This window comes from Archangium violaceum (assembly GCF_016859125.1).
GTDB classification, from domain to species: Bacteria; Myxococcota; Myxococcia; order Myxococcales; family Myxococcaceae; genus Archangium; species Archangium violaceum_A.
In genome coordinates this window covers 305,219-328,630 of the sequence record NZ_CP069338.1, presented here as the reverse complement: position 1 = coordinate 328,630, position 23,412 = coordinate 305,219, and the positions used below count along the sequence as shown (strand labels likewise).

20 protein-coding genes are annotated in these 23,412 nt (G+C 67.5%); 10 read left to right on the top strand and 10 right to left on the bottom strand.

The annotated features are described in order from the left end of the window. Positions 1-2: 2 nt before the first annotated feature. Together JQX13_RS01370 and JQX13_RS01365 are read right to left on the bottom strand one after the other, a co-directional pair. The gene (locus tag JQX13_RS01370) at positions 3-167 is read right to left on the bottom strand and encodes a hypothetical protein (protein WP_203407264.1); all 165 of its coding nucleotides are present in this window, start codon (positions 165-167) and stop codon (positions 3-5) included. Between the two features lie 103 nt (positions 168-270). Beyond that, a complete protein-coding gene (locus JQX13_RS01365) occupies positions 271-846 on the bottom strand; it encodes a C40 family peptidase (protein WP_203407263.1) in 576 nt (191 codons plus the stop codon). A 232-nt stretch (positions 847-1,078) separates the two neighbouring features. Between JQX13_RS01365 and JQX13_RS01360 the strand changes: the two genes are divergently transcribed. Both JQX13_RS01360 and JQX13_RS01355 read left to right on the top strand, forming a co-directional pair. Further along, positions 1,079-2,917, top strand: coding sequence for a monovalent cation:proton antiporter-2 (CPA2) family protein (locus tag JQX13_RS01360; protein WP_203407262.1), 1,839 nt, complete (start codon positions 1,079-1,081; stop codon positions 2,915-2,917). A 123-nt stretch (positions 2,918-3,040) separates the two neighbouring features. Next, positions 3,041-6,319, top strand: a complete 3,279-nt coding sequence (locus tag JQX13_RS01355) for an ATP-binding protein (protein ID WP_203407261.1) — start codon at positions 3,041-3,043, stop codon at positions 6,317-6,319. A 171-nt stretch (positions 6,320-6,490) separates the two neighbouring features. Here the strand turns inward: JQX13_RS01355 and JQX13_RS01350 are convergent, their stop codons facing one another. Next, the gene (locus tag JQX13_RS01350) at positions 6,491-8,176 is read right to left on the bottom strand and encodes a DUF6311 domain-containing protein (RefSeq protein WP_203407260.1); all 1,686 of its coding nucleotides are present in this window, start codon (positions 8,174-8,176) and stop codon (positions 6,491-6,493) included. Between the two features lie 134 nt (positions 8,177-8,310). After that, positions 8,311-9,105 carry a helix-turn-helix domain-containing protein gene (locus JQX13_RS01345; RefSeq protein WP_239014464.1) on the bottom strand — a complete coding sequence of 265 codons (795 nt, stop codon included), beginning with the start codon at positions 9,103-9,105 and terminating at the stop codon, positions 8,311-8,313. A gap of 146 nt (positions 9,106-9,251) precedes the next feature. On the opposite strand from JQX13_RS01345, the gene JQX13_RS01340 reads away from it, so the two are divergent. Both JQX13_RS01340 and JQX13_RS01335 read left to right on the top strand, forming a co-directional pair. Beyond that, positions 9,252-9,656 (top strand): hypothetical protein, encoded by a 405-nt coding sequence (locus tag JQX13_RS01340; RefSeq protein WP_203407258.1) that lies wholly within the window; start codon positions 9,252-9,254, stop codon positions 9,654-9,656. A 31-nt stretch (positions 9,657-9,687) separates the two neighbouring features. Beyond that, positions 9,688-10,512, top strand: coding sequence for an alpha/beta fold hydrolase (locus JQX13_RS01335; protein ID WP_203407257.1), 825 nt, complete (start codon positions 9,688-9,690; stop codon positions 10,510-10,512). A gap of 33 nt (positions 10,513-10,545) precedes the next feature. On the opposite strand, the gene JQX13_RS01330 is transcribed toward JQX13_RS01335, so the two are convergent. Next, the gene (locus JQX13_RS01330; protein ID WP_203407256.1) at positions 10,546-11,388 is read right to left on the bottom strand and encodes a nuclear transport factor 2 family protein; all 843 of its coding nucleotides are present in this window, start codon (positions 11,386-11,388) and stop codon (positions 10,546-10,548) included. 94 nt (positions 11,389-11,482) lie between these two features. Here JQX13_RS01330 and JQX13_RS01325 point away from each other — a divergent pair, with 94 nt between their 5' ends. The 3 genes from JQX13_RS01325 (at position 11,483) to JQX13_RS01315 (ending at position 14,935) form a co-directional block, all read left to right on the top strand. Then, positions 11,483-12,133 carry a TetR/AcrR family transcriptional regulator gene (locus JQX13_RS01325; protein ID WP_203407255.1) on the top strand — a complete coding sequence of 217 codons (651 nt, stop codon included), beginning with the start codon at positions 11,483-11,485 and terminating at the stop codon, positions 12,131-12,133. A 3-nt stretch (positions 12,134-12,136) separates the two neighbouring features. Then, positions 12,137-13,105, top strand: a complete 969-nt coding sequence (locus JQX13_RS01320; RefSeq protein WP_203407254.1) for a D-2-hydroxyacid dehydrogenase — start codon at positions 12,137-12,139, stop codon at positions 13,103-13,105. 123 nt (positions 13,106-13,228) lie between these two features. Further along, positions 13,229-14,935 (top strand): cellulase family glycosylhydrolase, encoded by a 1,707-nt coding sequence (locus JQX13_RS01315; protein WP_239014463.1) that lies wholly within the window; start codon positions 13,229-13,231, stop codon positions 14,933-14,935. Positions 14,936-15,019: 84 nt separating this feature from the next. Here the strand turns inward: JQX13_RS01315 and JQX13_RS01310 are convergent, their stop codons facing one another. Further along, positions 15,020-15,442 (bottom strand): VOC family protein, encoded by a 423-nt coding sequence (locus JQX13_RS01310; protein WP_203407253.1) that lies wholly within the window; start codon positions 15,440-15,442, stop codon positions 15,020-15,022. An 89-nt stretch (positions 15,443-15,531) separates the two neighbouring features. Beyond that, positions 15,532-16,728, bottom strand: coding sequence for a hypothetical protein (locus tag JQX13_RS01305; RefSeq protein ID WP_203407252.1), 1,197 nt, complete (start codon positions 16,726-16,728; stop codon positions 15,532-15,534). Between the two features lie 305 nt (positions 16,729-17,033). On the opposite strand from JQX13_RS01305, the gene JQX13_RS01300 reads away from it, so the two are divergent. Beyond that, positions 17,034-17,969: a glutathione S-transferase family protein gene (locus JQX13_RS01300; RefSeq protein WP_203407251.1), complete on the top strand. Its 936-nt coding sequence runs from the start codon at positions 17,034-17,036 to the stop codon at positions 17,967-17,969. A 48-nt stretch (positions 17,970-18,017) separates the two neighbouring features. Here JQX13_RS01300 and JQX13_RS01295 read toward each other — a convergent pair whose 3' ends face one another. The 3 genes from JQX13_RS01295 to JQX13_RS01285 are packed head-to-tail and all read right to left on the bottom strand — an operon-like array spanning position 18,018 to position 21,606. Beyond that, positions 18,018-19,391 (bottom strand): ABC transporter permease, encoded by a 1,374-nt coding sequence (locus tag JQX13_RS01295; protein ID WP_203407250.1) that lies wholly within the window; start codon positions 19,389-19,391, stop codon positions 18,018-18,020. Continuing rightward, positions 19,388-20,824 (bottom strand): ABC transporter permease, encoded by a 1,437-nt coding sequence (locus JQX13_RS01290; RefSeq protein WP_203407249.1) that lies wholly within the window; start codon positions 20,822-20,824, stop codon positions 19,388-19,390. The genes JQX13_RS01295 and JQX13_RS01290 overlap by 4 nt, the downstream gene beginning before the upstream one ends. Continuing rightward, entirely contained in the window at positions 20,821-21,606 is a 786-nt protein-coding gene (locus JQX13_RS01285) for an ABC transporter ATP-binding protein (protein WP_239014462.1), read from the bottom strand. The genes JQX13_RS01290 and JQX13_RS01285 overlap by 4 nt, the downstream gene beginning before the upstream one ends. Positions 21,607-21,740: 134 nt before the next feature. Between JQX13_RS01285 and JQX13_RS01280 the strand changes: the two genes are divergently transcribed. Together JQX13_RS01280 and JQX13_RS01275 are read left to right on the top strand one after the other, a co-directional pair. Next, positions 21,741-22,298 (top strand): SLC13 family permease, encoded by a 558-nt coding sequence (locus tag JQX13_RS01280; RefSeq protein WP_203407248.1) that lies wholly within the window; start codon positions 21,741-21,743, stop codon positions 22,296-22,298. After that, the gene (locus JQX13_RS01275; RefSeq protein ID WP_203407247.1) at positions 22,282-23,346 is read left to right on the top strand and encodes an Rpn family recombination-promoting nuclease/putative transposase; all 1,065 of its coding nucleotides are present in this window, start codon (positions 22,282-22,284) and stop codon (positions 23,344-23,346) included. Before JQX13_RS01280 ends, JQX13_RS01275 begins: the two co-directional genes overlap by 17 nt. Positions 23,347-23,412 lie beyond the last annotated feature (66 nt).

Below are 23,412 nucleotides of genomic sequence, written 5' to 3'. Positions count from 1 at the left end.
GACTACAGCGGGTCGCAGCCGCCCGGCTCCTCGCCACAGGCGAGGGTGCTGGTCGCCTTCACGTTCTCGGCCGGGGTGTAGCCGCGGCCACCCTGGAGGCGGGCGAGGTCCTGGATGAACAGCTCCTTGATGGCCTTGGTCTTCTTCTCGTTCTTCTCGTTCTTCACGATGCCTCCGGGGGGAGAGGAACTGCGAGACCGGATTCATTCCGGCCGGGCGATACGGCCCTGGAACATCCTATCGAGTCCCGGAAGCGAGGAAGAAGCGGATTCAGCCCTGGACCCGGACCACGGAGCTGACGAAGAGGCACGGCGATGGGTTGCTCGAATCGAACAGGCGCACGTTGGCATTCGAGACGTGGGCCTCCACCTCCTGCGGGGCGCCCGTGTTCTTGTCGCGGCCCATGTAGATCGACACGTGCGCGATGTTCCCCGCGGCGCAGGCGCGATAGATGATGAGGTCACCCGGGCGACGCTCCGCGAAGCTCACGGTGCGGCCCCAGGTGCCGAGGTTCGACACGCTCACACGAGACACATTGAAGCCCGCCTGACTGTAGGCGAAGTAGGGCAGACCGACGCTGTCGAACCCGTCCGGACCCGAGCCCCCAACGACGAAGGGCTTGCAGATCTGATCTCGGGCCACCGTGAGCGCCTTCTTGACGTTGGCGGAGTCGGGCTCTTCCCAGGGGTAATCCGCGGGGCGCGAGCACACCTCCTGCTGCTCGACGCCCATCCGCTCCTCGGCCGGTTCGCCTTCCGACACCTCGGGACCCGCGTTACAGCCGACGATGGACAGGGCGAAGATGCACGAAGAGGCAACGAGAGACATTCGTTTGTGGAAGGACACGGTGTGATTCTCCTGAGAATGAACTTCAATCCCTTCGCCGGTATGGAGGTGACGGAGAGGAGAATCGGGTCAACGAAGGAGCGGGTTCCATCGTCAGGCTTCGTTGTGCCGCTCGACTTCTCCTTTCGTTCGAGCACCGTGCTCCAGCCGCTGAGATACGCGCGAACGTCTATCGCGGGGGCAGTCGATTGGACTAGGAGGGGAGGCAGTCCACCGCTCGCAGGTACTCGCAATGGCCGCCAGTCCCGAGGCTCCCGTCTACTTCCAGGCGCTCATCTTCCTCGGCGCGGCCGTCATCGCCGTGCCCCTGTTCCGCAAGCTGCGCCTCGGCTCCATCCTCGGCTATCTGGCCGCCGGGCTCGTCATCGGCCCCTTCGGGCTCGGGCTCCTCTCCGACTCCACCTCGGTGATGCATGTCGCCGAGCTCGGCGTCGTGCTCTTCCTCTTCATCATCGGACTGGAGCTGAACCTCTCGCGGCTGTGGGCCATGCGCCGCGACATCTTCGTGCTCGGCACCGGGCAGGTCGTCTTCTCCGGCCTGCTCGCCATGCTCTACCCGCTCCTCGTGGCGGACCGTCCCTGGAAGGCCTCGCTCATCGCCGGATTGGGCCTCGCCCTGTCGTCCACCGCGCTCGTCATGCAGTTGCTCGGCGAGCGTGGCGAGGTACAGCAGCCGCATGGCCAGAAGGCGTTCGCCATCCTCCTGCTGCAGGACCTGGCCATCGTGCCGCTGCTCGCGCTGGTGGCGCTGCTGTCCCCGGTGGACTCGGCGGGAGGAGACCCCGCGTGGCTGTCCGCGGCGAAGATGGTGGGCGGCGTGGCCGCGGTGGTGCTCACGGGCCGCTACCTGCTCAGCCTCTTCTTCCGGGTGCTCGCGAGCGCGGGGGCTCACGAGGTGATGACGGCCGCCGCGCTGCTCGTCGTCATCGCGGCGGCCACGCTGATGACGTACGTCGGGCTGTCCTCGGCGCTCGGTGCGTTCCTCGCGGGCGTGCTGCTCGCCGAGTCGAGCTACCGGCACGAGCTGGAGGCGGACCTGGAGCCCTTCCGGGGGCTGCTGCTCGGCCTCTTCTTCATCTCCGTGGGCATGACGGTGGACCTCCAGCTCATCGCGAGGAGCTGGGCCGTGCTGCTCGGCGCGGTGGTGACGCTGACGGTCATCAAGACGGCGGTGGTGTACGGGCTGATGCGGCTGCTGCGCAACGGGCACGAGGTGTCCATCCGCACCGCGCTGCTCCTGCCCCAGGGGGGCGAGTTCGGCTTCGTCCTGTTCTCCACCGCGGTGGCCGCCCGGGTGATGGAGCAGGAGCAGGCCACGCTGCTCGTCGCGCTCGTGACGCTCACCATGGCGCTCACGCCGCTGCTGGCCGCGCTCGCTCCCAGGCTCGTCGGCACGCGAGCAGCTCCCGAGCGGGAGGAGCGCTTCGATGGCGCGCGTGGCTCGGTGATCATCGTCGGCTTCGGGCGATTCGGACAGGTGGTCAGCCAGCTCCTGTTGGCGGAGGGCGTGGACGTCACCGCGATCGACAACGACGTGGAGATGATCGAGGCGGCCGAGCGCTTCGGCTTCAAGGTCTACTACGGTGACGGCACGCGGCTGGACGTGCTGCGCGCGGCCGGCGCGGAGCGGGCCCGGCTCGTCTGCGTGTGCGTGGAGCGCAAGGAGGCGGCCACCCGTATCGTGGAGCTGTGCCGGACGTCATTCCCGCTCGCGGAGGTGTACGTGCGCGCGTACGACCGGGTGCACGCGTTGGAGCTGCTGGAGCACGGCGCGCATTACCAGATACGGGAGACCCTCGAGAGCGCCATCGTCTTCGGGCGCAGCACGCTCGTGGGGCTGGGGCTGTCACCGGAGCGCGTGGCGGAGGTGGAGGAGGACATCCGCCAGCGGGACCGGGAGCGCTTCGCCTTGCAGCAGCAAGGGCGGGACCCCGGAGCTGGCAGGGACAGGCTCTACACCCGCCCGGTTCCCCGTCCCGAGCCGTTCCTCCCCCCTCAACGGCAGGCCATTGCGCTGAACCCGGTCCCAGGGACGCAGGACGCCTCCACGCAGGACGGGAAGGAGCGCTAGTCATGGAGGGACGTCCACGAGTAGCCAGGAGAGCGGGCACTCCTTCGTCGAAAGGATTGCCACGCCGAGCCGTGTTGTCTCCGGACGGTCTCGAGCGCCTACCTCCGCGACGGCTACTCCTCCATGATGAGCGAACTCAATCCCCAGCTATTCGAGCAAGGTCCCTCCCTCCACGTGCGCCACGTGGAGTTGCTGGCTGAGGATGACCCGCAGCGTCACCGCGAGAAGCTGGCGCGCATCGTCCTCGACGAGATGTACCAGTTCGTCGGGTTGCTGGACGTGAAGGGGACCCTGCTCGAGGTGAATCGGGCGGCACTCGAAGGGGGTGGCATCCGGCGCGACGATATTCTCGGGAGACCCTTCTGGGAGTCGCGCTGGTGGTTGGTATCGGCGGGGACTCAAGCGCAGTTGCGTCGGGCGGTGGCACGAGCGGCCCTGGGAGCGTTTATTCGCTACGACGTCGAGGTCTACGGCCAGGCGGCGGGTGAAGAGACGATCATCATCGACTTCTCGCTCATCCCCGTGAAGGACAAGGCGGGCCGGGTGGTGTTCCTGCTGGCCGAGGGGCGCAACATCACCGAGAAGAAGCGGGCCGAGGCGGAGCTCGCGCGGAAGAACCAGGAGTTGGAACAGCTCCTGTCTCGCGTCCGTGAGCTGGACGAGCTGAAGAGCCAGCTCTTCGCCAATGTCAGCCATGAGCTGCGCACTCCCCTGACCCTCATCCTGGGTCCGGCCGATGCGCTGCTGGCCAGGGGCCACAACCTCACCGAGCCGCAGCGGCGCGACGTGGCGGTGATGAGGCGCAACGCCGCGACCCTCCTCAAGCACGTCAATGATCTGCTCGACATCTCCAGGTTGGACGCGGGCAAGATGACTCTGTCCTACGCGGAGGCGGACCTGGCCTGGCTGGTACGCAAGATGGCCGGGCTCTTCGAGGCATTGGCGCCGCAGCGGCGGATCTCCTTCGTCGTGGACGTGCCCGAGCGCCTCCTGGCGCAGGTGGACGTGGAGAAGCTCGAGCGCGTGGTGCTCAACCTCCTGTCCAATGCCTTCAAGTTCACCCCCGAGGGCGGGCGCATCAAGCTGTCCTTGCGCGAGACGCTAGAGGGGAGGGCGCTCCTGTCCGTCCAGGACTCGGGCCCAGGCGTCCGGCCCGAGCTGCGCGCGTCCATCTTCGAGCGTTTCCGGCAGGGAGAGGGTGGTACCACGCGTCAGTTCGGAGGGACGGGGCTGGGGCTGTCCATCGTGCGGGACTTCGTGGAGCTGCACGGAGGGCTCGTCAGTGTCACCGACGCACCCGGAGGCGGGGCGCTCTTCCTGGTGGTGATGCCGCGCCGGGCTCCCGAGGGCGTGCGCGTGCGCGAGCTCCCGGCTCCCGAGGAGGAGGCACTCCAGGCCGAGATGGCCTTGCGCGGCACGCTCGATGAGCTCATTTCCTTGTCCGGAACGCATGCCAGGGCCGAGGCCCGGTCCGTGGAGGAGCAGGGGCGCGGTGACCGTCCGCGCGTCCTGGTGGTGGAGGACAATCCCGAGCTCAACCGCTTCCTCGTGGAGACGCTCCGGGACGAGTACCGCGTCACCACCGCCTTCGACGGGATGGAGGGGCTGGAGAAGGCCACCACCCTCGCGCCCGATCTCATCCTCACCGACATCATGATGCCGCGCATGAGTGGAGATGCGTTGGTGGCCGCTCTCCGCGAGCTGCCGGCTCTCGCCCAGGTGCCGATCATCGTCCTGTCCGCCAAGGCGGACGATGCGCTCCGGCTGAAGCTCCTGAACGGAGGCGCGCAGGACTACGTGGTGAAACCCTTCTCCGCGGAGGATGTCCTCGCCCGGGTGAAGAACCTCGTCTCCCTCAAGCTCGCGCGCGGGGCGCTGGAGCGGCAGAACGAGGAGCTCAAGCGGCTCAAGGCGCAGGTCGAAGCGCAGGCCCGGGAGGACATCCGGTTGCGCGAGGAGCGCTTCCGCTCGCTCGTGACCGCGACCGCGCAGGTGGTGTGGACGACGGATGTCTCGGGATCGATCGTCGAGGACAGCCCCACCTGGCGCGCCTTCACCGGCCAGTCCTTCGAGGAGGCAAGGGGGTATGGGTGGCTCGACGCGGTCCACCCCGAGGACAGGGCGCGAGTGGAGCTCGAGTGGAGGCATGCCGTCCGGACCCGGAGCGTCTACGAGACGGAATATCGCCTGATGCGTCCGGATGGCGGCCATACGCCCACGATGGCTCGTGCGGCTCCCGTCGTCGAATCGGATGGCACCGTGCGCGAGTGGGTGGGGATGAACCTCGACACCAGCGAGAAGAAGCGCGCCGAGGCCGCTCTGCGTGAGAGCGAGGCTCACTTCCGGATGCTTGGCGAGACCATCCCCCAGCTCGTCTGGGTCGCGCGGCCGGATGGTCGGGCCGAGTTCGTCAATCGGCACTACTCCGAGTACACGGGCATCACCTTCGAGGGGGCGAAGAACATAGGGTGGCTCGCCCTCGTCCACCCGGAGGATCGGGAGCGGGTCGGGGAGTGTTGGCAGCGGTCGCTGCGCCTGGGTGAGCCCTATGAGGTCGAGCACCGCTTCCGCCGTGCCTCGGACGGGGAGTACCGGTGGTTCCTCACGCGAGCCCTGCCGGTGCGCGACGGCCGGGGCCAGGTTACCCGGTGGTTCGGCACGAGCACGGACATCCAGGAGCGGAAGCTGGCCGAGGCGGAGCTACGGCGGGCCGTGCGGTTGAGGGACGATTTCCTCTCGGTGGCGGCGCACGAGCTGCGGACTCCCCTCACGTCCTTGAAGCTCCAGCTCGAGTTGATCTCCCGGGCGGCGGAGGACGCGGGCGCGGGGCTCCCCGCGCGTCTGGAGTCGAAGCTGAAGGCGGCACACCGTCAGGCGAACCGGCTCAATCAGCTCAACGAGGCCCTCCTGGACGTCTCCCGCATCGGGACAGGCCGCCTGCACGTGGAGCGCGAGGAGGTGGACTTCGTCGAGGTGGTCCAGGAGATGCTGCAGCGGCTCGCGCCCGAGTTCGAGCGCGCCGGCTGCATGATTGGCACCGACCTGTCCGCCGAGGTGCGCGGGCAGTGGGATGGTCTCCGCCTGGAACAGGTGGTCGTGAATCTGCTGATGAACGCGACCCGCTATGGAGCGGGAAAGCCCATCGAGGTGCGCCTGGGCCGAGAGGGCGGGGCGGCCGTGTTCTCCGTGAGGGATCACGGGATTGGAATCGCGCCGGAAGATCAGCAACGCATCTTCCGGCGCTTCGAGCGCGCGGTGTCCGTGCACAACTACGGAGGACTCGGGCTCGGGCTGTACATCTCCTCGGAGATCGTCTCGGCCCTGGGAGGCAGTATTTCCGTTGCCTCCCAGCCGGGGGCTGGCGCCACCTTCACCGTCCGGCTTCCCCTGGCGGGCGTGTAGAGGTTCGTCGTCCGACCTGAGTCGCAGAGGTGGCTATCAGCCCACGAGGGCGGATCCTTATACATGCAGGACGTGCTGTCGGGGACCCAGCCCCTGCAGCTCGATGAGCACGATACCCCCGCCGCCCACGGCGATCGAGGCGTTGGCTGGAACGGGTGCCATGAGCCTACATCATTCGAGCACGTGGAGCGCGCGTTCCTTCCGAGCCAATGCCTCGCTGAAGGGGCTGCCCCTGCCCACGGCGACACAGACGAGCACTCCGTCCAAGGAGCCACAGGTGGCTCGGTCCGCGGTGTCCTCCTGGAAGCGCGCGGCGACGGAGGCATGGACGACATAGATTGTGTCCGGGTCCAGCCGCCCCTGGCGCATGTCGTGCTCCAATTCCTGACAGTAGGCCAGGGTGCGTTGCTCATTGACCCGGGCGACGTAACCGGCATTGAAGGTCATGCCGGCCAGCCAGGCCTGCCAGGCGAAGGGGAGGCTCTCCTCGGTGGAGAACGTGTGGTCGGGAGGGCAGCCATGCCCGGTGCCATCCACCATGACGGTGGGGTAGAGGACGACGTGCCGATAGTGGCCGGTGGCGAGACTCCAGAGGGCGCTGCCTCCTGGAATCCTGGATGACTGGGGTTCGAAGCGGGAACCCCCTCGCAGCTCCTCGGGGACCTCGAGCACCTGGATGGCGAGCGCCAGTCCCAATGCGCCCGCGGCGGCGCGGGGGTGGTGGCGGAGCAGGCGCAGCAGCGCGGCCACCACACCGGCCATGAGCGCGTAGTGCAGGGGCCAGATGAAGCGCCCCGACGCGCGGAAGATCTTCCCGAGGGGCTCGAACGTCACCTCGTACAAGCGCTCATACGAGAACACGGTGAGCTGGGCGAGCTGGATCCGTGCCGAGAAGGCGAACAGGGCCAACAACAGACACGCGGCCACCAGGGGCCACAGGTGTCGTGGGAGCAGAGGCTCCTCCTTGCTCCGCACGACGAGGGCACTCCCGGCCAGGGCGCCCAGTCCGAGCACGCCCAGTCCGAGGTAGGCGATGCCTTCGAACTGGCGACGTCCGATGGGGAAGGCCGGGAGGAAGCGGGACAGGCCGGCCGGGTCGATGAAGGTGAGGAGGTTGGAGGAGAAGGAGTTGTAGCCGAACGCCTCCGTGGTGACGCCAGAGAAGAAGCCGAAGAGCGCCATCACCCCGAGTGCCACCGCCGGCATCCCGGTGGCCCACGCGCCCGCTCGCCGCGCGGAGAGGTGCTCATCGAGGAGCCACAGGCGCACGGTGAGGGACAGGGCCAGGATGAGGTTCATGGCCGCGAGGTAGACGTGGACACCCGCGGACAGGGCGATGAAGAACGTGGCGAGCCCCAGGGTTCGCGTGGCGGTGCGCGCGTCGGGGCATGGCCGCAGGTATAGCCAGAGGAAGACGAGCACCAACCAGTGGGCACACAGCGAGACGTGGCTCAGGCGCGAGTTGAGGGCCGGGGAGAGGACGAAGAGCGTTCCCGACAGGAATTGCAGCAGGGGTCGCGGGGTGAAGCAGGCGGCGATGCGGGCGCCGAAGAAGCCCTGGAGGGCGAAGCAGAGGGCGAGCCACGGCCCATGCACCTGGAAGACGGTGGGCAGCCAGGGGGAGAGCAGCTTGAAGAAGGTGCTCAGCCAGGGCGTGGCATCGGTGTAGGCCAGCGAGGTGCCGATAGGGTGGAGATAGCCCGGCGCCTGTCCGAGTGGGAGGCTCCACGGGGCGCTCCGGGTGTAGAGCCAGCCGAACAGCGGCGGGGCCCAATCGTCGCGCATCATCCACGAGACGGAGGTGGGATCGATCGTGGAGGGGCCAATGAGATATGTCCCCCAGGCCAGACCGGCCACCCCACACAGGGCAAGGACCCACCACCGAGGTGAGGAGGCGGGTATTGACTCGGATTGCGCGGACATGGGCCCCGCACGCTAGACCAGTGGGCGGGACGCAGGGGAGGGGGGCTGGCGGCCTCTGCGTGGCGCCGTCACGCGTCCGTGCGTGCACCGTTCTCGGCGAGCCGCCGCAGCAACTCGGCGGTGGGCCGATCCGCGGGGAAGAAGGATTCGATCGCCAGTTCGGAGAGGGTGATGTCGATGGGGGTGCCGAAGACGGTCGTGGTGCTGAAGAGTGACAGCTCCCCGTACCGGGTCTTCAACCGCATCGGCACGACCACTCCCGCGAGGTCCTGTTCTCGGGCGGGCCCACCGGGCTGAGATGCTCCGCCATACGTGGTGCCTTCGCGGAGCTCCTTGTGGAGCGCGGCGAGGGTCTCATCGGCGGAGACGTCGATCTGTCGCTGGAGCCGCGTGAGCACGTGGGTCCTCCACTGCTCGAGATTGACGATGTTCCGGCCGAGGCCGTCGGGGTGCAGGCTGAGCCGGAGGACGTTGACGGGGGGCTGGAGCAGCTCGGGCGAGACCTCTGCGAGGAGCACGCCGACGGCGCGGTTGGCGGTCATCAAGGTCCAGTGTCGATCCACGGCCAACGCGGGGTAGGGCTCGTGCCCGGAGAGGACCAGGTCGACCGCCTCCCGTGCGGCCCGGAGAGCGGGTGCATCGAGGCTCTCCTCGGAATAGACGGGCGCGAACCCCGCGGCGATCAGCAGCGCGTTGCGCTCGCGCAGGGGGATGTCGAGCTCCTCGGAGAGGTGGAGCAGCATCTCCCGGCTCGGCTTCGACCGGCCGGTCTCGAGGAAGCTGACATGCCGGGCGGAGACGTCCGCACGGCAGGCCAGGTCGAGCTGACTGAGAGAGCGTCGCTGGCGCCAGACGCGCAGCATTTCTCCGACGGGGCGGCTTGGGAGCGTCATGCCCCGAAGATAGGGCCGGGACGTAGTGCCACCAATTACCTCCCACGTAATCGACACCGGAACCGGCGCGGCGCACCTTGGGTCTTGAAGCGAACCCATCCCAATCGAGGACACACATGAGCGCAACGACCGTTTCGAACACCCTGCTGGGCCGTGCACTGCTCGCCGACGGAGTCGTCAGTGGAGCCACGGGCGTCCTGATGTTCGCCGCCGCCGGTCCCCTGAGCCAATTGCTGGGGCTGCAGACCACCTTGCTGCGGACCGCGGGTTTCAGCCTGCTCCCCTTCGCGGCCCTGCTGGTGTTCCTCGCCGTGCGGCCCCGCGCCCCTCGTCCCCTCGTCTGGGGAATCGTGGGCTACAACCTGCTGTGGGCCATCGACAGTCTCCTGCTCCTGACGACCGGATGGGTCTCGCCGACGCTCTGGGGCTATCTCTTCACCGTGGTGCAGGCGCTGGCGGTCGCCCTCTTCGCCGGGTTGCAGTTCGCCGGACTGAGGCACTCGAGCGCGGCGCTGGCCTGACGGGTTTCCGGACTTCAACCGAGGTGATGTCATGAAGAGACACAACATCCTGACTCGCGACGGCGTTGACCTGTTCTACAGGGATTGGGGCACGGGCAGGCCGGTCGTCTTCCTCTCTGGCTGGGCGCTCTGCTCGGACATGTGGAACTACCAGATGGTCCCCTTGTCCGAGCAGGGTCTTCGCTGCGTCGCCTACGACCGGCGTGGGCATGGCCGCTCCAGTGACCCGGGGCGCGGGTATGATTATGACACGCTGGCGGATGACCTGGCGTTCGTGCTCGAGGCGCTCGACCTGCGCGAGGTCACACTCGTAGGCCACTCCATGGCCAGCGGCGAGCTGGTCCGCTACCTGACGCGCCACGGTGCCGGCCGGATTGCGCGCCTCGTCTTCGTCGCTCCGGCGGCCACGCCGTTTCCACTGAAGACAGCGGACAATCCGGAGGGGATCGACGCGAGCGTCTTCGAGTACGTCCGCGACCAGTTGATGCTTCGGGATTTTCCGAAGTGGCTGGCCGACAACGCCCGTCCGTTCGTCACCGAGGAGACGTCGCCCGAGATGGTGGAGTGGATCATGAGCCTGATGCGGCAGTGCTCGATGAAGGCCGTCATCGAATGCAACCGCTCCAGCACCACGACGGACTTCCGGGCCGAGTTGCCTCGCATCAAGCTCCCGACCCTGGTCATCCACGGAGACAAGGACGTGTCCGCACCCCTCGAGCTCACCGGACGGAAGACCGCGCGGCTCATCCCAGGCAGCAGGCTCGAGGTGTATGAAGGCGCGCCGCATGGCCTCTTCGTCACCCACATGGACCGGCTGAACGCGGACCTGCTGGCCTTCGCGCGGACCGAGGGCTGAACGGGTGGTGGACACCGGCCGCCCCTGCCCGGGTCAGGGGCCCGTCGCCCTCGCCACCGCGTGGCTGTCCTCGAAGAGCCGGTAGCGAACGATGAGGCCGTTCCGTACCGTCAGGTGTAGGGCGAATTCACTGTCGATGATTCTGCCCGTGCTCTTGACCCGTGATTCCAGGTGGCCTGGCGCCACGGCCTCGTTGCCTTCGACGACGAGCGAGCGGACCTCGAAGCGGAGTGATTCGACCTGCTCCCGAAGCTCGCGGAAGAAGCCCGCAACGCCAGCACGCCCCTTTCTTTTCCCTATCCAGGGGACCCGACGGGTGTCGCCTGGGATATCCCAGTCGACGTCCTCGCTGAACAGCGACGCGAGGGCGTCCGGCTCCGCTCCCGCTCGCAGGCGTTCGAAATAGGTGCTGGCGATGGTGCGGGTATCCGCGTGCTCCGCGGGTCCGCCCCGTAGGAGCCGGACACGCTCCAGGTCCGCGCTGGTGAAGTCCGGATCGACGTAGATATGAACGCGCCGGATCAGCGGCCCCTCGAATTCAAAGACATTGCAGAAGCGGCCCTGGGAGATCTCGTTGTCCGGCCAGTGCACACCGTCGCGCGTCACGCCGCGCTCCGTTCCCTCGACCACGATGCTGTCGCCCGAGACCACGTAACGAAAGCCCTCGATGTCGTGCTCGATGCTCTCCAGGTAGCTCGTGAGCAGTTGCGAGAACCTCGCGAGCCCGGCCTTGCCTCGGCTCACGCCAAACTTGGGGAAGAACAACTGCACGTCGTCGGTGAAGAGCTCCATGATTCCAGGGTCTCTGAGATCCACCTTCCTGAAATAGTCCTGGACCGCCCTCAACCGGCTGTTGCTATCGGGTTGCTCCACCATACCGCCCCTTTATGTAGAACCGACTACAGAAATAGGGGCCTTGATGGGGAGCGTCAAGAAATTCCATAATCCCGGCTACAGAAATAGAGCCGACATGTCGAATCGAGGAAGACCCCGGAGTTTCGATCGCGATCTCGCGCTGCGGCGCGCGTTGGAGGTGTTCTGGGCCAAGGGGTACGAGGGGGCACAGATCGCCGATCTCACCTCGGCCATGGGCATCAATCCGCCGAGCTTCTACGCGGCCTTCGGTTCGAAGGAGGCCGCTTTCCGCGAGGCGTTCGAGTTGTATCTGGGCACGTCCGGTGCCGGCAGCATGCGAGTCCTGGACGAGGTGGCGACAGTCCAGGAAGCCATCGAGGCCATGTTGAGGGAGAGCGTGGAGATCGCGTTGGCCGCTCCCCACACGAAGGGCTGCCTGGTGGTCCTGGGGCTCGTCAACTGCGCTCCGGACAATGCCCCACTCGGGGGCTTCCTCGTGGAAATGAGACACGCCACCCTCAGGCGGATCCAGCAGCGAATCGAGCGAGGAGTGCGAGAGGGCGACCTGCCCGCCCATGTCGATACGAAGGCCCTGGCCGCCTTCTACTGCACCGTCATGCAGGGCTTGTCGCTACGGGCCAGGGATGGCGCCCCTCGCGAGGAGCTTCTCGGCACGGTGTCCTTGTCGATGAGCGTCCTGAACGCCCACGAAGTTCTCTCGCCGTCGAATCGCCGGAACTACCCTACTGGAGCACGGCGCATCTGACCCATGAACGTCTATCATCTGCTGGTCCTGGCGGATCCCTCGTCACCGTACCTGAAGCAGCTCGAGCGGCTGGCTCCGAGAATCACCCTCACCGTGGGCCTCACGGAAGAGCGCCTGGGCCCGGCCATCGAACGAGCCCAGGTGCTCCTGGTGGGCGTGCAGAAGAAGGAGCTGCTGCGCACGCTGCTACCACGGGCGAAGGCCCTGCGATGGATTCACGCCCTCTCCGCGGGGGTGGAGAACCTCCTCTTCGAGGAGCTCATCCACGGTCCCCTTCCCCTCACCAACTCCAAGGGGGTCTACAGCGGTTCGCTCGGTGAGTTCGCCCTGGCCGCGATGTTGTTCTTCGCCAAGGACTTGCGCCGCCTGGTGCGCCAGCAGGGCGAGGCGCGCTGGGAACAGTACACCCCCGTGGAACTGCGTGGACGGACACTGGGCATCCTCGGGTACGGGGACATCGGCCGCGCGGTCGCGGAGCGAGCCAGGCCCTTCGGCATGCGCGTCCTGGCCTGCCGGCGCCGGCCGTCGCGGAGCGAGGGAGATCCTCTGGTGGATGAGCTGTTTCCCCTCGAGCGGAGGCTGGAGATGATCGCCGCCTCGGATTACCTGCTCCTGGCCATGCCCCACACGCCCGGAACGCAGCGGTTGATGGGTGAAGCGGAGCTGCGGGCGATGAAGCCACAGTCGGTGTTGATCAACATCGGCCGCGGCAGCACCGTGGACGAACAGGCGCTGGTGAAAGCCCTGGAGGAGGGACGCCTGCGAGGGGCCGCGCTGGATGTCTTCGAGACCGAGCCGCTGCCACCAGGGCATGCCTTCTGGCGGCTCGAGAACGTCCTGCTTTCACCTCATTGCGCCGACCAGACGCCCACCTGGAGGGAGGACGCCGTGGCGTTGTTCCTGCGCAACCTCGACAGATTCGAGAACGACGAGCCGCTGATGAACGTCGTGGACAAGGAGGCGGGTTACTGAGCGGCTCCCCGCGTGCTCATTGTAGGATTCTCAAAGAAAGCTCGGAATACCAACAAAGCTGCTTTTGGAAGGAATGCTCCCCATGGCATAGAGCGGGCCCATCAACCTCAAAGGATGCCTTTCATGAGAATCATACACTGGTTGCTCGTGGGGATGGCCTTCGTCGCGATGAGCGGGATGGCCCTGGAGGCCCATGCGGGCCGACTCCCGGAATCACTCACCGTCTCCAACAAGCAGCTCCTGGTCGCGGGCAAGCCCTTCGTGGTGCGCGGGGTCAACTACCAGCCCGTGCCCAGAACGGGGCCTGGCAACTGGCCCGATGACTGGACCATGGACACGGGGGTTGTCCTCAGTGACTTCGCCAAGATGAAGGAGATGGGTGTCAACACGATCCGCGTCTACGTGAAGTACGATCGGCTGTTCCAGAACTGGAACGAACAGAACGATCCCTCCCTCGACATGCCCCGGGTGGACCCGGCGGTACTCAGCCGTTACCGCACCGTCATGACCGAGGCCGACAAGCAAGGCATCTACGTCATCATGAACTACTGGCTGCCCGAGGGAGTGGACTACCGCCCGGGCCAGCAGGTGAAGTTCAACAAGGACGCGCGGACCCGCCACAAGCTCCAGTTCCGCAACATCATCAACGTCTTCAAGAACCGGAACGACTTCCCGATGGTCCTCATGTGGGCCTTCGGCAACGAGAACAACTTCGACGGCAAGCGCGGGCCACTCACCCCCGCGGAGCTGTTCACCTTCTACCAGGAGGCGGTGAGCGAGGCGAAGAGCCAGGCGGATGCCTCGCATCCCTATACCGTGGTGCTGGGAGACAACCCCCAGCTGGACATCCACAACACCAGCCTGCTCAATCGAGCGCCCGCCGTGGATGTCTGGTCGCTCAACATCTACAACACCGAGCAGGGCTTCAAGAACATCATCCAGAACTACCCGCTCAACAAGCCGCTCCTGTTCACGGAGTTTGGTTATGACGCCTGCGATAACAGCGTGGGCTGTGATCACGGCACGTGGGATGGCCAGGGCTTCGCGCAAGCCCAGCGGAATCAGGCCAACTTCTACAAGAACCGCTGGGAGAACACGATGCTCCCCAACCTGAGCGCCACCTCCTCCCGCGCGCTGCTGGGAGGCGTGGTCTTCGAGTGGAATGATGAGTGGTGGAAGTCCGCTGGGGATTGGAGCGTCCACGACGACGGAGGGTTCGCCAACGGGAACCTCGGGCCCGACTACTTCATGAACGAGGAATGGTTCGGGCTCTCCACGGCGCTCGAGGGCGGAGTGACCAGCGGACGCTACTACCGCTCCGCGTTCCAGGAGTTGAAGCGGATGTGGACCAGCACCACGCCTCCACCTCCTACCGGCACGGTCCAGGTCGTCAACCCGAGCTTCGACCAGGATGGCTGGACGCAGCAGCCCTCCGGGTGGAGCACCTGGTCTCCCAACGGCTCGGAGGACGCGGACTTCGCTGAGACCTACGGCGGGCGGCAGGAGAACAACCTCCACGGCACGCACTACAAGACCGTGCCCTATCATGTCTTCACCTACCAGCCCCTCTCCGGACTGGCGAACGGGACCTATACGCTGCGCGCCTGGGTCTACTCCTCGGGTGGGCAGACGCGCGCGGAGATGCACGCCAAGGATTTCGACGGAACGGGGACGATCCTCCGTCTGCCCGTCGCGAAGACGTCCGCCTGGACCCAGGTCTCCATCCCCAACATCCAGGTCACCGCAGGACAGCTGACGATCGGCTTCCTGTCCGATGCACCGGCCTACTCTGCCTTCTACTTCGATGATGTCGAGGTGTTCCGCCAGTAGCCAGCAGCAGGGGCGCGAAGCAGATGGCCTTCGCGCCCCCGATGAGGAGGTGTTGGGGGATTACTCCGCCAGGGCGAGGCACTCTCAGGAACTCTTGACCCTGGCGCTGTTGAACATCCAGCTGATGCCGAACTCGTCGCAAACCACGCCGAACAGGCCACCCCAAGGAGCGTCGATGAGCGCTTGGATGACCTGGCCGTTCGTCGCCAGCGCGTCGAAGCATCGCCTTGCCTGATCGGGATCATCGATGGTGAGGGCGACGCTCACGCTTCCGCCCCGCGGCGGCGCCTCCTCGTTGGGGCCGTCGCTCATCATCAGGGTCGCGTCGTCCACGCGCAGCATCGCGTGCATGACCCGGCTCTTCATCGCCGCGGGACAGCTCTGGTTGACGTCTCCGAACCGCTGCAGCGTCTCGAGCTTCGCGCCGAGGGCACGTTGGTAGAGGGCGATGGCCTGCTCGGTCCTTCCGTTGAGGATGAAGTAGGGGGTCGCTGCCTTGATCGCCATGACGGATCCTCCTGATTGAGAGTTGAGAAAATGACTCCCTACATGGGAGCCTCAACCCATGGACGGCCGGCCCGGCTCGAAATCATCGGTCACCCCGTCGATTCCGAGATTCGCGCGCAATGGGGACTCTTCGGAGTGTGCCATCGGCGCCTGAATCGGATCCAGGGCCACAGGAGCACCGGCAGCGCCACGAGGGCTCCTGGTGCCGAGGTGCAGCCCAGGTCCGTCGTCCAGGGCCCCACCGGGTCCTCGTCCGGGTCTCCCTCTCCATCGGGAGGCGCGATTCCCTCCAGGGGGAGCGTCGCGGAGAGGAAGTCCGGGTGCGTGGCCTTCACCGTCGCCTTTCCTCCGGTGCCGCCAGGTCGGAAGTACACGCGCTGTTCGGAGGCTCCCGCGAGGAGGAGCGCGCCCGGCACCGGGAACCCGCAGGCCGCATCCACGTGGAAGCGGCCCGCTCCCTCCGTGACGGCCAGGGCCACCTCCATCGTGTACGGCGCGGGCGCGGGCGCACCGGTGGCGGAGCTCCTCAGGGACACGTCCACGGCGACGCACCCCGAGGAGTCCCCCGCGCCAACCGGTCGTCGGAGCTCCAGGCGGCTCGCCATGGGCGTGGCGCTCACCCGCACGTCATCGAAGTCGATGGAGCCGATGAAGTTTCCCGCATCCGCCCACGGCTCGCCCACCACCAACCTGCTCATCAGGTAGTTCGTGCCGCGCCAGTCGCGCCCGGAGAAGACCCCCTGCTCGACGCCGTCCACCCATAGTTTGGCCTCTCCGGCGTTGGTGCCCAGTCCCCAAGCGCTGAACTCGACCAGGTACCATCGCTCCTCCTCCACCCGCGAGCCATGGATGCTGACGTAGGTCGACTGGTCCGCGCCATTCCTCCCCGCCAGCTCCCAGATGGGGCCGGGCGCGAGCAGCCGCAGCTCCAGCCTCGCCGGCAGGGCCTGCAGGACCACCATGCTTCCGGGCGTGCTGACAGCCCGCAGGCGCAGCCACGTCCGGACGTGGAGCTCCGTGGTCAAGGGGTCACGCACGACGTTGGCGTTCGCCTGGGAGCCCGCGTTGCTGGTGCGATCGACCACGGTGAGCCCGTACTGTCCCCGGTGCGCCCCCGCCGTCCCGTTGGTGAGGGTATTGGGGCTGCTGGCTCCGGTGCTGTCCCACCGGCCCGCGGGGGTGTCGCTCGTGCGCAGCGTTCCCGTCTCGAAGTCATCCGAGAACCAGTCGCCGGGGGCCGCGGCGCCAGACAGGGGCTGGAGGAGCACGCAGCTCCCCAGCACCATGCTTGGCCACGACCGTCTGACCCTTCCCGCGAGCATCCTGACCCAGTCTCGTCCCATGGCTCGAGGATAGGGCACGTTGGGGCTTGCGCGATGCCTCGTACCCGGCGGGCCCGCTGTCGCGCTTCTCCTGTCCTCTCCCGAGAACAGGACCTGTTCACTCGACAGGACAGGTCCTCGATTGTGGGCGTGGCAGGGCGCGAATCGGGTCCCCACCGGGCCGCTCGTCGACGGAGGCAGACTGTCGGACAAGTGGGCGAAGAGAGTACCCGGAGGTCGAGGGGGGGAGCGGGCTAGAGTCCCCGCGCATGTCCCATCAACTCATCCTCCACCACTACCCGCGTTCACCCTTCTCCGAGAAGGTCCGTGCCATCCTCGGCTTCAAGGGCCTGCACTGGAACTCCGTCATCATCCCCACGGTCATGCCCAAGCCGGATGTGATCTCGCTGACGGGCGGTTATCGCAGAACGCCCCTGCTGCAGATCGGCGCGGACATCTACTGCGATACGGCGCTGATCGCCGACGTGCTGGAGCGGCTCGCCCCCACGCCAACGCTGTATCCCGCCGAGTCCGCGGGGGTGGCGCGCATCCAGGCGCAGTGGGCGGACTTCACGCTGTTCTGGACCGTGATCACCTATTGCTTCCAGCCGGCGGGCGTGCAGAGCGTCTTCGGCAACCAGCCGCCCGAGCAGATCAAGGCGTTCATTGCGGACCGGGCGGCCTTCCGTGGCAACGCACCGCGCATGCACGTTCCGGAAGCGGTCGGAGCGTTGCGGCTGTATCTCCAACAGCTCGAGGCCCAGCTCGCGGACGGCCGGCCCTGGCTGCTCGGTAGGTCCACGAGCATCGCCGACTTCTCCGTCTACCACGGGATCTGGTTCGTCCAGGGGGCGACAGCGGTCGCGGGCATCCTCGAAGCGCACCCGCACCTGGTGGCATGGATGGAGCGCGTCCGGGCGCTGGGCCACGGTACCTCCGAGACGATGGAGAGTGGCGCGGCCGTCGCGCTCGCCGCCGCCAGCACGCCGGCGTCCACGGAGGGTGAGGACTTCCTCGACCTGCACGGCCTCGCGCGTGGCGAGCGCGTGACGGTGGCGCCGACCGACTACGGCATCGATCCGGTGGAAGGGGAGCTCGTGCTCTCGCGCCCCAATGAGGTCGCCGTCCGGCGCGTCGACGCTCGCGCGGGCGAGGTCGTCGTGCACTTCCCCCGCCTCGGCTTCCAGGTGCGGAAGGTGGAGTGAGGCGCTCATGCCCACGAAGCGCTTCCCATGGGAGAAGGGCCCTGATGCTCACTCCCGGGCCGCGGACGACGACAGGGTCCGTACGCCGGTGACGGCGGCGCCGGAGACAAGCGCCGCCAACACCAGCAGCCCGATCATCGGCGAGATCGGCAGGGAGGCGCTCGACGGCCTGGGCTGGTAGCGGGGCATCTGCTCGAAGTCTGCCTGCTGGAACGGCCGCTCATGGAACATGTACGGGTAGTAGAAGTCGCGAAGCCGTGTGTGGAACCGTTCGATGCTGCCCTGGTACGCCAGATGCGCCAGCAGGTCGCTGTCCGCAGCCCGGTGGAGGATCGTCTGGACGGCGGCCGCCGGCAGGACCCAGCCGAGCCGGGCGGTCCACACCTCGCGGGCCGTCAGGCTCTGGCGGTAGTCCGCGACCTCGGCGGCGACCCCGTCGTCGCCCACCTCGTGCATGGCGTAGTACCACTTCCAGTGGAAGCGACCGAGCACCGGCGGCGTGTCGCGCCACTCCGGATGCTTGACGAAGAAGGGACGGAAGGTCTCCTCCTTGGGAATGTCCCAGGCGCGGTGCACCCGCTCACGCTGGGCCAGGGTCAGGTCGATTCCCTTGGCCACGGGGATGGCGCGGGAGAGCACGGCGTTGGCCAGCGCGGGCGCCAGCAGGGTCAGGACGATCCAACATCCGATCAGCGTGGCGCCGTTGGCCGCCGAGCTCCGGCCCCGAGCGGCGACGAGAAGCGCCAGCCCCAACCAGAACGCCACATAGAGCGCCGCCGCCAGGGCGATCGCGAAGGTCCCCGCCACGGGAGCCCTGCTGATCGCGGCGCCCATCACGAGCGGCACGAGCAGGGCGCCCAGGACCAGCAGATAGCGCAGGACGCTGCGACGTACCCACACCCCGCGACCGGATGCCGGCAAGGAGACCAGGAGCCGGAGCCGCCCTGCCTCACGTTCACCCGACACCAGGTCGTGCATCAGGGCGATGATGACCAGCGGAGCCAGGTAGATCAGCACGAAGGCGAAGTCGAAGGCGCCCGGAAGCGCGAGCTCCGGGTTCAAGGTCTCGGACTCGTAGAGCTGCGATTGCAGGCCCAGCAGCCGCACCCGGAGGACATAGGGCTGCACATCCCGCTGGCCGAGCGCCGCGAAGGCCAGGGGCGACGGTGGGTCCGTGGTGAGGTGGAAGGTGTAGTAGGCGGCGTTGCCCGCGTCTCCGTCGGGCTTGCCGTAATCCCTCGTCACCGAGGCCAGGTCCCTCCGCTGGGCGGCTTCCACCCGCTCGATGATGGCCTCCTGCCGAGCGGTCGCCGCGAGGCCGGCCGCCACCGACAGGGCCGTCACGATGAGGAGCAGCAGGAGCGCGCCCGCGCTCAAGGGTGCCCGGAACAGCAATCGGAGATCCGCTTTCCAGGCGTTCATCGTGCGACCTCCCCCAGACGGCGGGCAGCCAGGCCGCAACCGGCGAGCAGGGCCGCCAGCCAGCAGACCAGAATCAGAAGGTTGGCCCGGATCCGGTCGCCCGCGAGCTGGAGCACGTTCGGCTCCCGGTAGGTGAAGCTCGGCAGCGTCTTCCAATGAGCGGCGGATATCCGGGGGTCCGCTCCGGCGTTCCGGTTGGGGATCTTCGTCACCTGCAGGAGGTTCAGCGCCTGGACGAAATGGTAGCGGTGCCGTTCCACCTGCTCGAGGAAGTCCTGGTGGCTCTCGGTGTCGGTGGCGGCCAGACTCATGGAGAGCTGGCGCACGGCGATGAGCGGGCTGATGACCCCGAACTGGCGCACGAGCCGGTTCTGCTCGGCCTCTCTTGCGAAGGCTTCCCGTGCATAGCGGTCGAACAGCCCGCTCGTCAGACGCTCTCCTTCCATGCCGACCAGTCCCGCCCACTGGACCGGAAGATCCTCGACCTTCTCGACGCCGTATTGGGCGAGGGTCTTCGCCTTGAACTCGGAGAAGTAGGGGTCATCTGGATTGTGGCTGTCGCCAATCTGCTTGAGGGCGTGATGAATGGCCACGTCCGTCTCGATGCGCGTCGGCGTCGGGATCCGCGCCACCGCGAGCTCGGGAAGGATCCGAGGCGCGAGGATGACCACCCCCATCCACGCCGCGACCAGGACGATCAGCGCGTCCCGGGCGCGCCGTACCAGCAGCGACACGAGCAGGGCCGCGACCGCCCAGATGGACAGATAGACGAGATAGCCGGACACCATCAGCAGGCTTGGGACCGGCGGCGCCTGGCCGGCGAGCGCGGCGGCCGCCAGCACCAGGAGCGCCGGCGCGGCGATCGCGGCCACCACGCCGACATAGGCCGACAGCTTGCCCGCGGCGAGCTCGGATGGCCTCAGCCCCTGGGCCAGGAGCAGCCGCAGGGTTCCCTGTTCGCGCTCCCGTGAGACGGCGCCGAAGGCGAGGAAGACGATGAGCAGCGGCGCCAGCGTCTGCAGCACGAAGGCCGGCGTCAGTTGGCCGAACCGCAGCAGCAGCGAGGATTGCCGCGCTTCGCTGAAGTTGGCGCTGTTCTGCCTGTGTCCTTCCAGGAACACCGTGTTGCCGGTGAAGCCGTCCACCCCCGGATCGAAGAAGGCCAGCGCCGAGAGCGGCCGGAAGACGAATTGCCCATAGTGCACCATCCGGTGCGGATGGCGGTCCGGCTGGGCATCGAACGCCTCGTCCGACGTGGCCTGGTAGCGGGCCCTGGCCGCCTTCGTGGCATTGCGCTGCTCCATTCCCAGGATGGCGGAGGTCACGATCAGGGCCGTGAGCGTGAGACTGGCGATCATCGCCACCCGGTTTCGCACCAGGGCCCGCCACTCCTCGGCGGCGACCCTCAGCACCTTCGTGCTTCGGAAGCTCATGCCGCCTCCCCCGCATGCGCATAGCGCTGATGCAGGGCCCTGACATCGAACCGCTCCTCGCCGGTGGCGGCCAGCTCCTCCTCGAGCCGGCCCTGAGCCAGGAAGCCGATCCGGTCGGCGATCTCGGCAGCGCTCAGCAGGTCGTGCGTCACCATCAGGGTGGCGACGCCGCGCGTGCGCGCCGTGTCCAGCAGCCGGTTGAAGTCGCCGGTCGCCCGCGGATCCAGGCCGGAGGTCGGTTCGTCCAGCAGGAGCACCGGTACGCGCCGGGCGATGGCGAGTGCGATCGCCACCTTCTGGCGCATGCCCTTGGAGAACCCGCCCACGCGCTTTCCCCACGCCTCGCGCGCCAGTCCGACCGCCTCCAGCGCCTCGTCGATGTTCGACGGTGAGCGCTGCTCGCTTCCCGCGATGGTCAGGAAGTAGTCGATGTTCTCCCGCGCGCTGAGGTGCTCGTAGAGGGCCACGTTCTCGGGGACATAGGCCAGCCGCGACCGCGCGGCCCGGGGGTCGACCGCCACGTCGTGGCCACAGACCCGGGCCTGCCCCGCCGTCGGGCGAACCAGGCCAAGGAAGATGCTGAGCGTCGTCGACTTGCCCGCGCCGTTGCCGCCGAGCAGGGCATAGATCTGACCGGGCTCCACGGTGAAGTTCAGCCCCCGGAGAACGGTCTTCTCGCCGTAGCGGTGCTCGAGCCCGATCGCCTCCAAGGCGCCGGTATTCACGACATCGGACATGCTCTCCTCGCTCCGAATCAACTGCGACGGCTCGTGGAACTCCACCGTCGCGCTCCGGAGGCTATATGCAACTCAGTGGCGAAAGCAAGGTCGCGGGTGATGCGTTGGCCGCCACGTTTCAAGGCTTCTACTGGCTGACATACGCGAGGGCTCGCGGCCTTTCCCGGAGGAGGGCCTCGATGCGGTCCTTGGCGAAGGCGGCGAGCCGCACGGGGCTGGAGCGGGCGCTGGCCAACCGGGTGCTGCGCTGGTCCGGCGGCAACCCCCCGTGGACGATGCTGGGGGCGATGGGGCTGACGTTCGCCTTCTCCATGTTCATGTCCAACACGGCCACCACGGCGATGATGCTGGCGGCGGTGGGGCCGCTCGTCGCGGGCCTGCGTCAGGACGAGCCCTTCGGGAAGGCCCTGCTGCTGGGCATCCCGGTGGCGGCGAACCTGGGAGGGATGGGGACGGTCATCGGCAGTCCTCCCAACGCCATCGCCGCGGCGGCGCTGGAGCCCTCGCGGCCCATCGGCTTCTCGGTGTGGATGATGGTGGCGTTGCCTCCGGCGCTGGTGCTGGCTGGGGCGGCGTGGCTGTACCTGCGGCACCGCTATCCGGTGGGGGTGGCCCGCATCGTCTCGCTGACGGGACGAAGGGGGCGGAAGCGGACGTACGCGGCCTGCTGGCTCCCCGCGGTGTGCTACTGGCCCGCTCCGTGCTGGGGCGCCGTGCGCCATGCCCGGACCTCATGACCTCTTCGCCCGCTATACCTTTGGCCGCCCCGAACGGGCGGAGGCCGAGTTGCGTGCCGTCCTGCCCGCCCATGTCGTCTCCGAGGTGGACTGGTCGAGTCTGCGTCTGGAGCCTGGCAGCGTGGTGGACCCGGAGCTGCGGGAGACAGAGAGCGATCTGCTCTTCACCGCCCGCCTGCGTACGGGCCGCTCGCTGCTGCTGTACGTGCTGCTGGAGCACCAGTCCACTGTGGACAGGTGGATGGCGCTGCGCATGCTGCGCTACGTGGTGCGCCAGGTGGAGCGCTGGCGTCAGGAGCACCCGGAGCGCTCACTGTTGCCGGTCATCATCCCGCTGGTGATGTATCACGGGCCGGAGGGGGCCTGGACCGCGCCGCGGCGGGTGGAGGACCTGTTCGAGCTGCCGGGAGAGATAGAGGAAGAGAGGAATCGCTGGAGAGCGTGGGTGCCGCGCTTCGAGTACCTGCTCGATGACCTGACGGCCGAGCGGGAAGAGGCGTTGAAAGCACGGCCCGGTCCTCCGCTGGTACGGCTGGCATGGTTGGTGCTGCGCTACGGGCGTACCGGGGAACTGGCGCGGAAGCTGCCGGAGTGGGTAGGCCTTTTTGCCCAGGTCCAGGCGGCTCCAGAGGGCTCCGAACACCTGATGGTGGTCATCCGTTATCTGCTGTGGACTGGGGACAAGGCAGTCCATGACGCCACGGGTCAGGTGCTACATTCAGTCCTGGATGAGCAACGCGCGGAGGAGTTGATGCGGAGCTATGGCGAGGAACTCATCGAGCAGGGACGTCAGCAGGGCCTGGCGCAGGGGCTGGTGCGAGGCAGGGAAGAGGGTCTGGCACGGGGGCTGAGCCGAGGACGTGCCGAGGACATCCTGCGGATTCTCGCCATACGGAGGGTTCACGTGGAGGAAGGAGCCCGGCAGCGCATCCTCGACTGCACGGACGTGGACACGCTCGACAGCTGGTTCGACCGGGCCCTCCAGGCCACGACCCTCTCCGAGGTGCTGGACGGCGGGGTACACGCGTCTCGGCGGAAGGACTCGTAATACGGCCCCGTCCGGGCCCCGGAAGATGTAGCGGGATTCGAACCCGTGACCGCCCCTGCACAGCGA

What these genes read in the sequence shown, in the direction of transcription:
- JQX13_RS01280 (WP_203407248.1), top strand. Translation starts at nt 21,741, where the DNA reads ATGCGGTCCTTGGCGAAGGCGGCGAGCCGCACGGGGCTGGAGCGGGCG.
- JQX13_RS01325 (WP_203407255.1), top strand. Translation starts at nt 11,483, where the DNA reads ATGTCGAATCGAGGAAGACCCCGGAGTTTCGATCGCGATCTCGCGCTG.
- JQX13_RS01275 (WP_203407247.1), top strand. Translation starts at nt 22,282, where the DNA reads ATGCCCGGACCTCATGACCTCTTCGCCCGCTATACCTTTGGCCGCCCC.
- JQX13_RS01330 (WP_203407256.1), bottom strand. Translation starts at nt 11,388, where the DNA reads ATGGTGGAGCAACCCGATAGCAACAGCCGGTTGAGGGCGGTCCAGGAC.
- JQX13_RS01335 (WP_203407257.1), top strand. Translation starts at nt 9,688, where the DNA reads ATGAAGAGACACAACATCCTGACTCGCGACGGCGTTGACCTGTTCTAC.
- JQX13_RS01320 (WP_203407254.1), top strand. Translation starts at nt 12,137, where the DNA reads ATGAACGTCTATCATCTGCTGGTCCTGGCGGATCCCTCGTCACCGTAC.
- JQX13_RS01300 (WP_203407251.1), top strand. Translation starts at nt 17,034, where the DNA reads ATGTCCCATCAACTCATCCTCCACCACTACCCGCGTTCACCCTTCTCC.
- JQX13_RS01355 (WP_203407261.1), top strand. Translation starts at nt 3,041, where the DNA reads ATGATGAGCGAACTCAATCCCCAGCTATTCGAGCAAGGTCCCTCCCTC.
- JQX13_RS01345 (WP_239014464.1), bottom strand. Translation starts at nt 9,105, where the DNA reads ATGCTGCGCGTCTGGCGCCAGCGACGCTCTCTCAGTCAGCTCGACCTG.
- JQX13_RS01315 (WP_239014463.1), top strand. Translation starts at nt 13,229, where the DNA reads ATGAGAATCATACACTGGTTGCTCGTGGGGATGGCCTTCGTCGCGATG.
- JQX13_RS01360 (WP_203407262.1), top strand. Translation starts at nt 1,079, where the DNA reads ATGGCCGCCAGTCCCGAGGCTCCCGTCTACTTCCAGGCGCTCATCTTC.
- JQX13_RS01310 (WP_203407253.1), bottom strand. Translation starts at nt 15,442, where the DNA reads ATGGCGATCAAGGCAGCGACCCCCTACTTCATCCTCAACGGAAGGACC.
- JQX13_RS01290 (WP_203407249.1), bottom strand. Translation starts at nt 20,824, where the DNA reads ATGAGCTTCCGAAGCACGAAGGTGCTGAGGGTCGCCGCCGAGGAGTGG.
- JQX13_RS01305 (WP_203407252.1), bottom strand. Translation starts at nt 16,728, where the DNA reads ATGGTGCTGGGGAGCTGCGTGCTCCTCCAGCCCCTGTCTGGCGCCGCG.
- JQX13_RS01340 (WP_203407258.1), top strand. Translation starts at nt 9,252, where the DNA reads ATGAGCGCAACGACCGTTTCGAACACCCTGCTGGGCCGTGCACTGCTC.
- JQX13_RS01295 (WP_203407250.1), bottom strand. Translation starts at nt 19,391, where the DNA reads ATGAACGCCTGGAAAGCGGATCTCCGATTGCTGTTCCGGGCACCCTTG.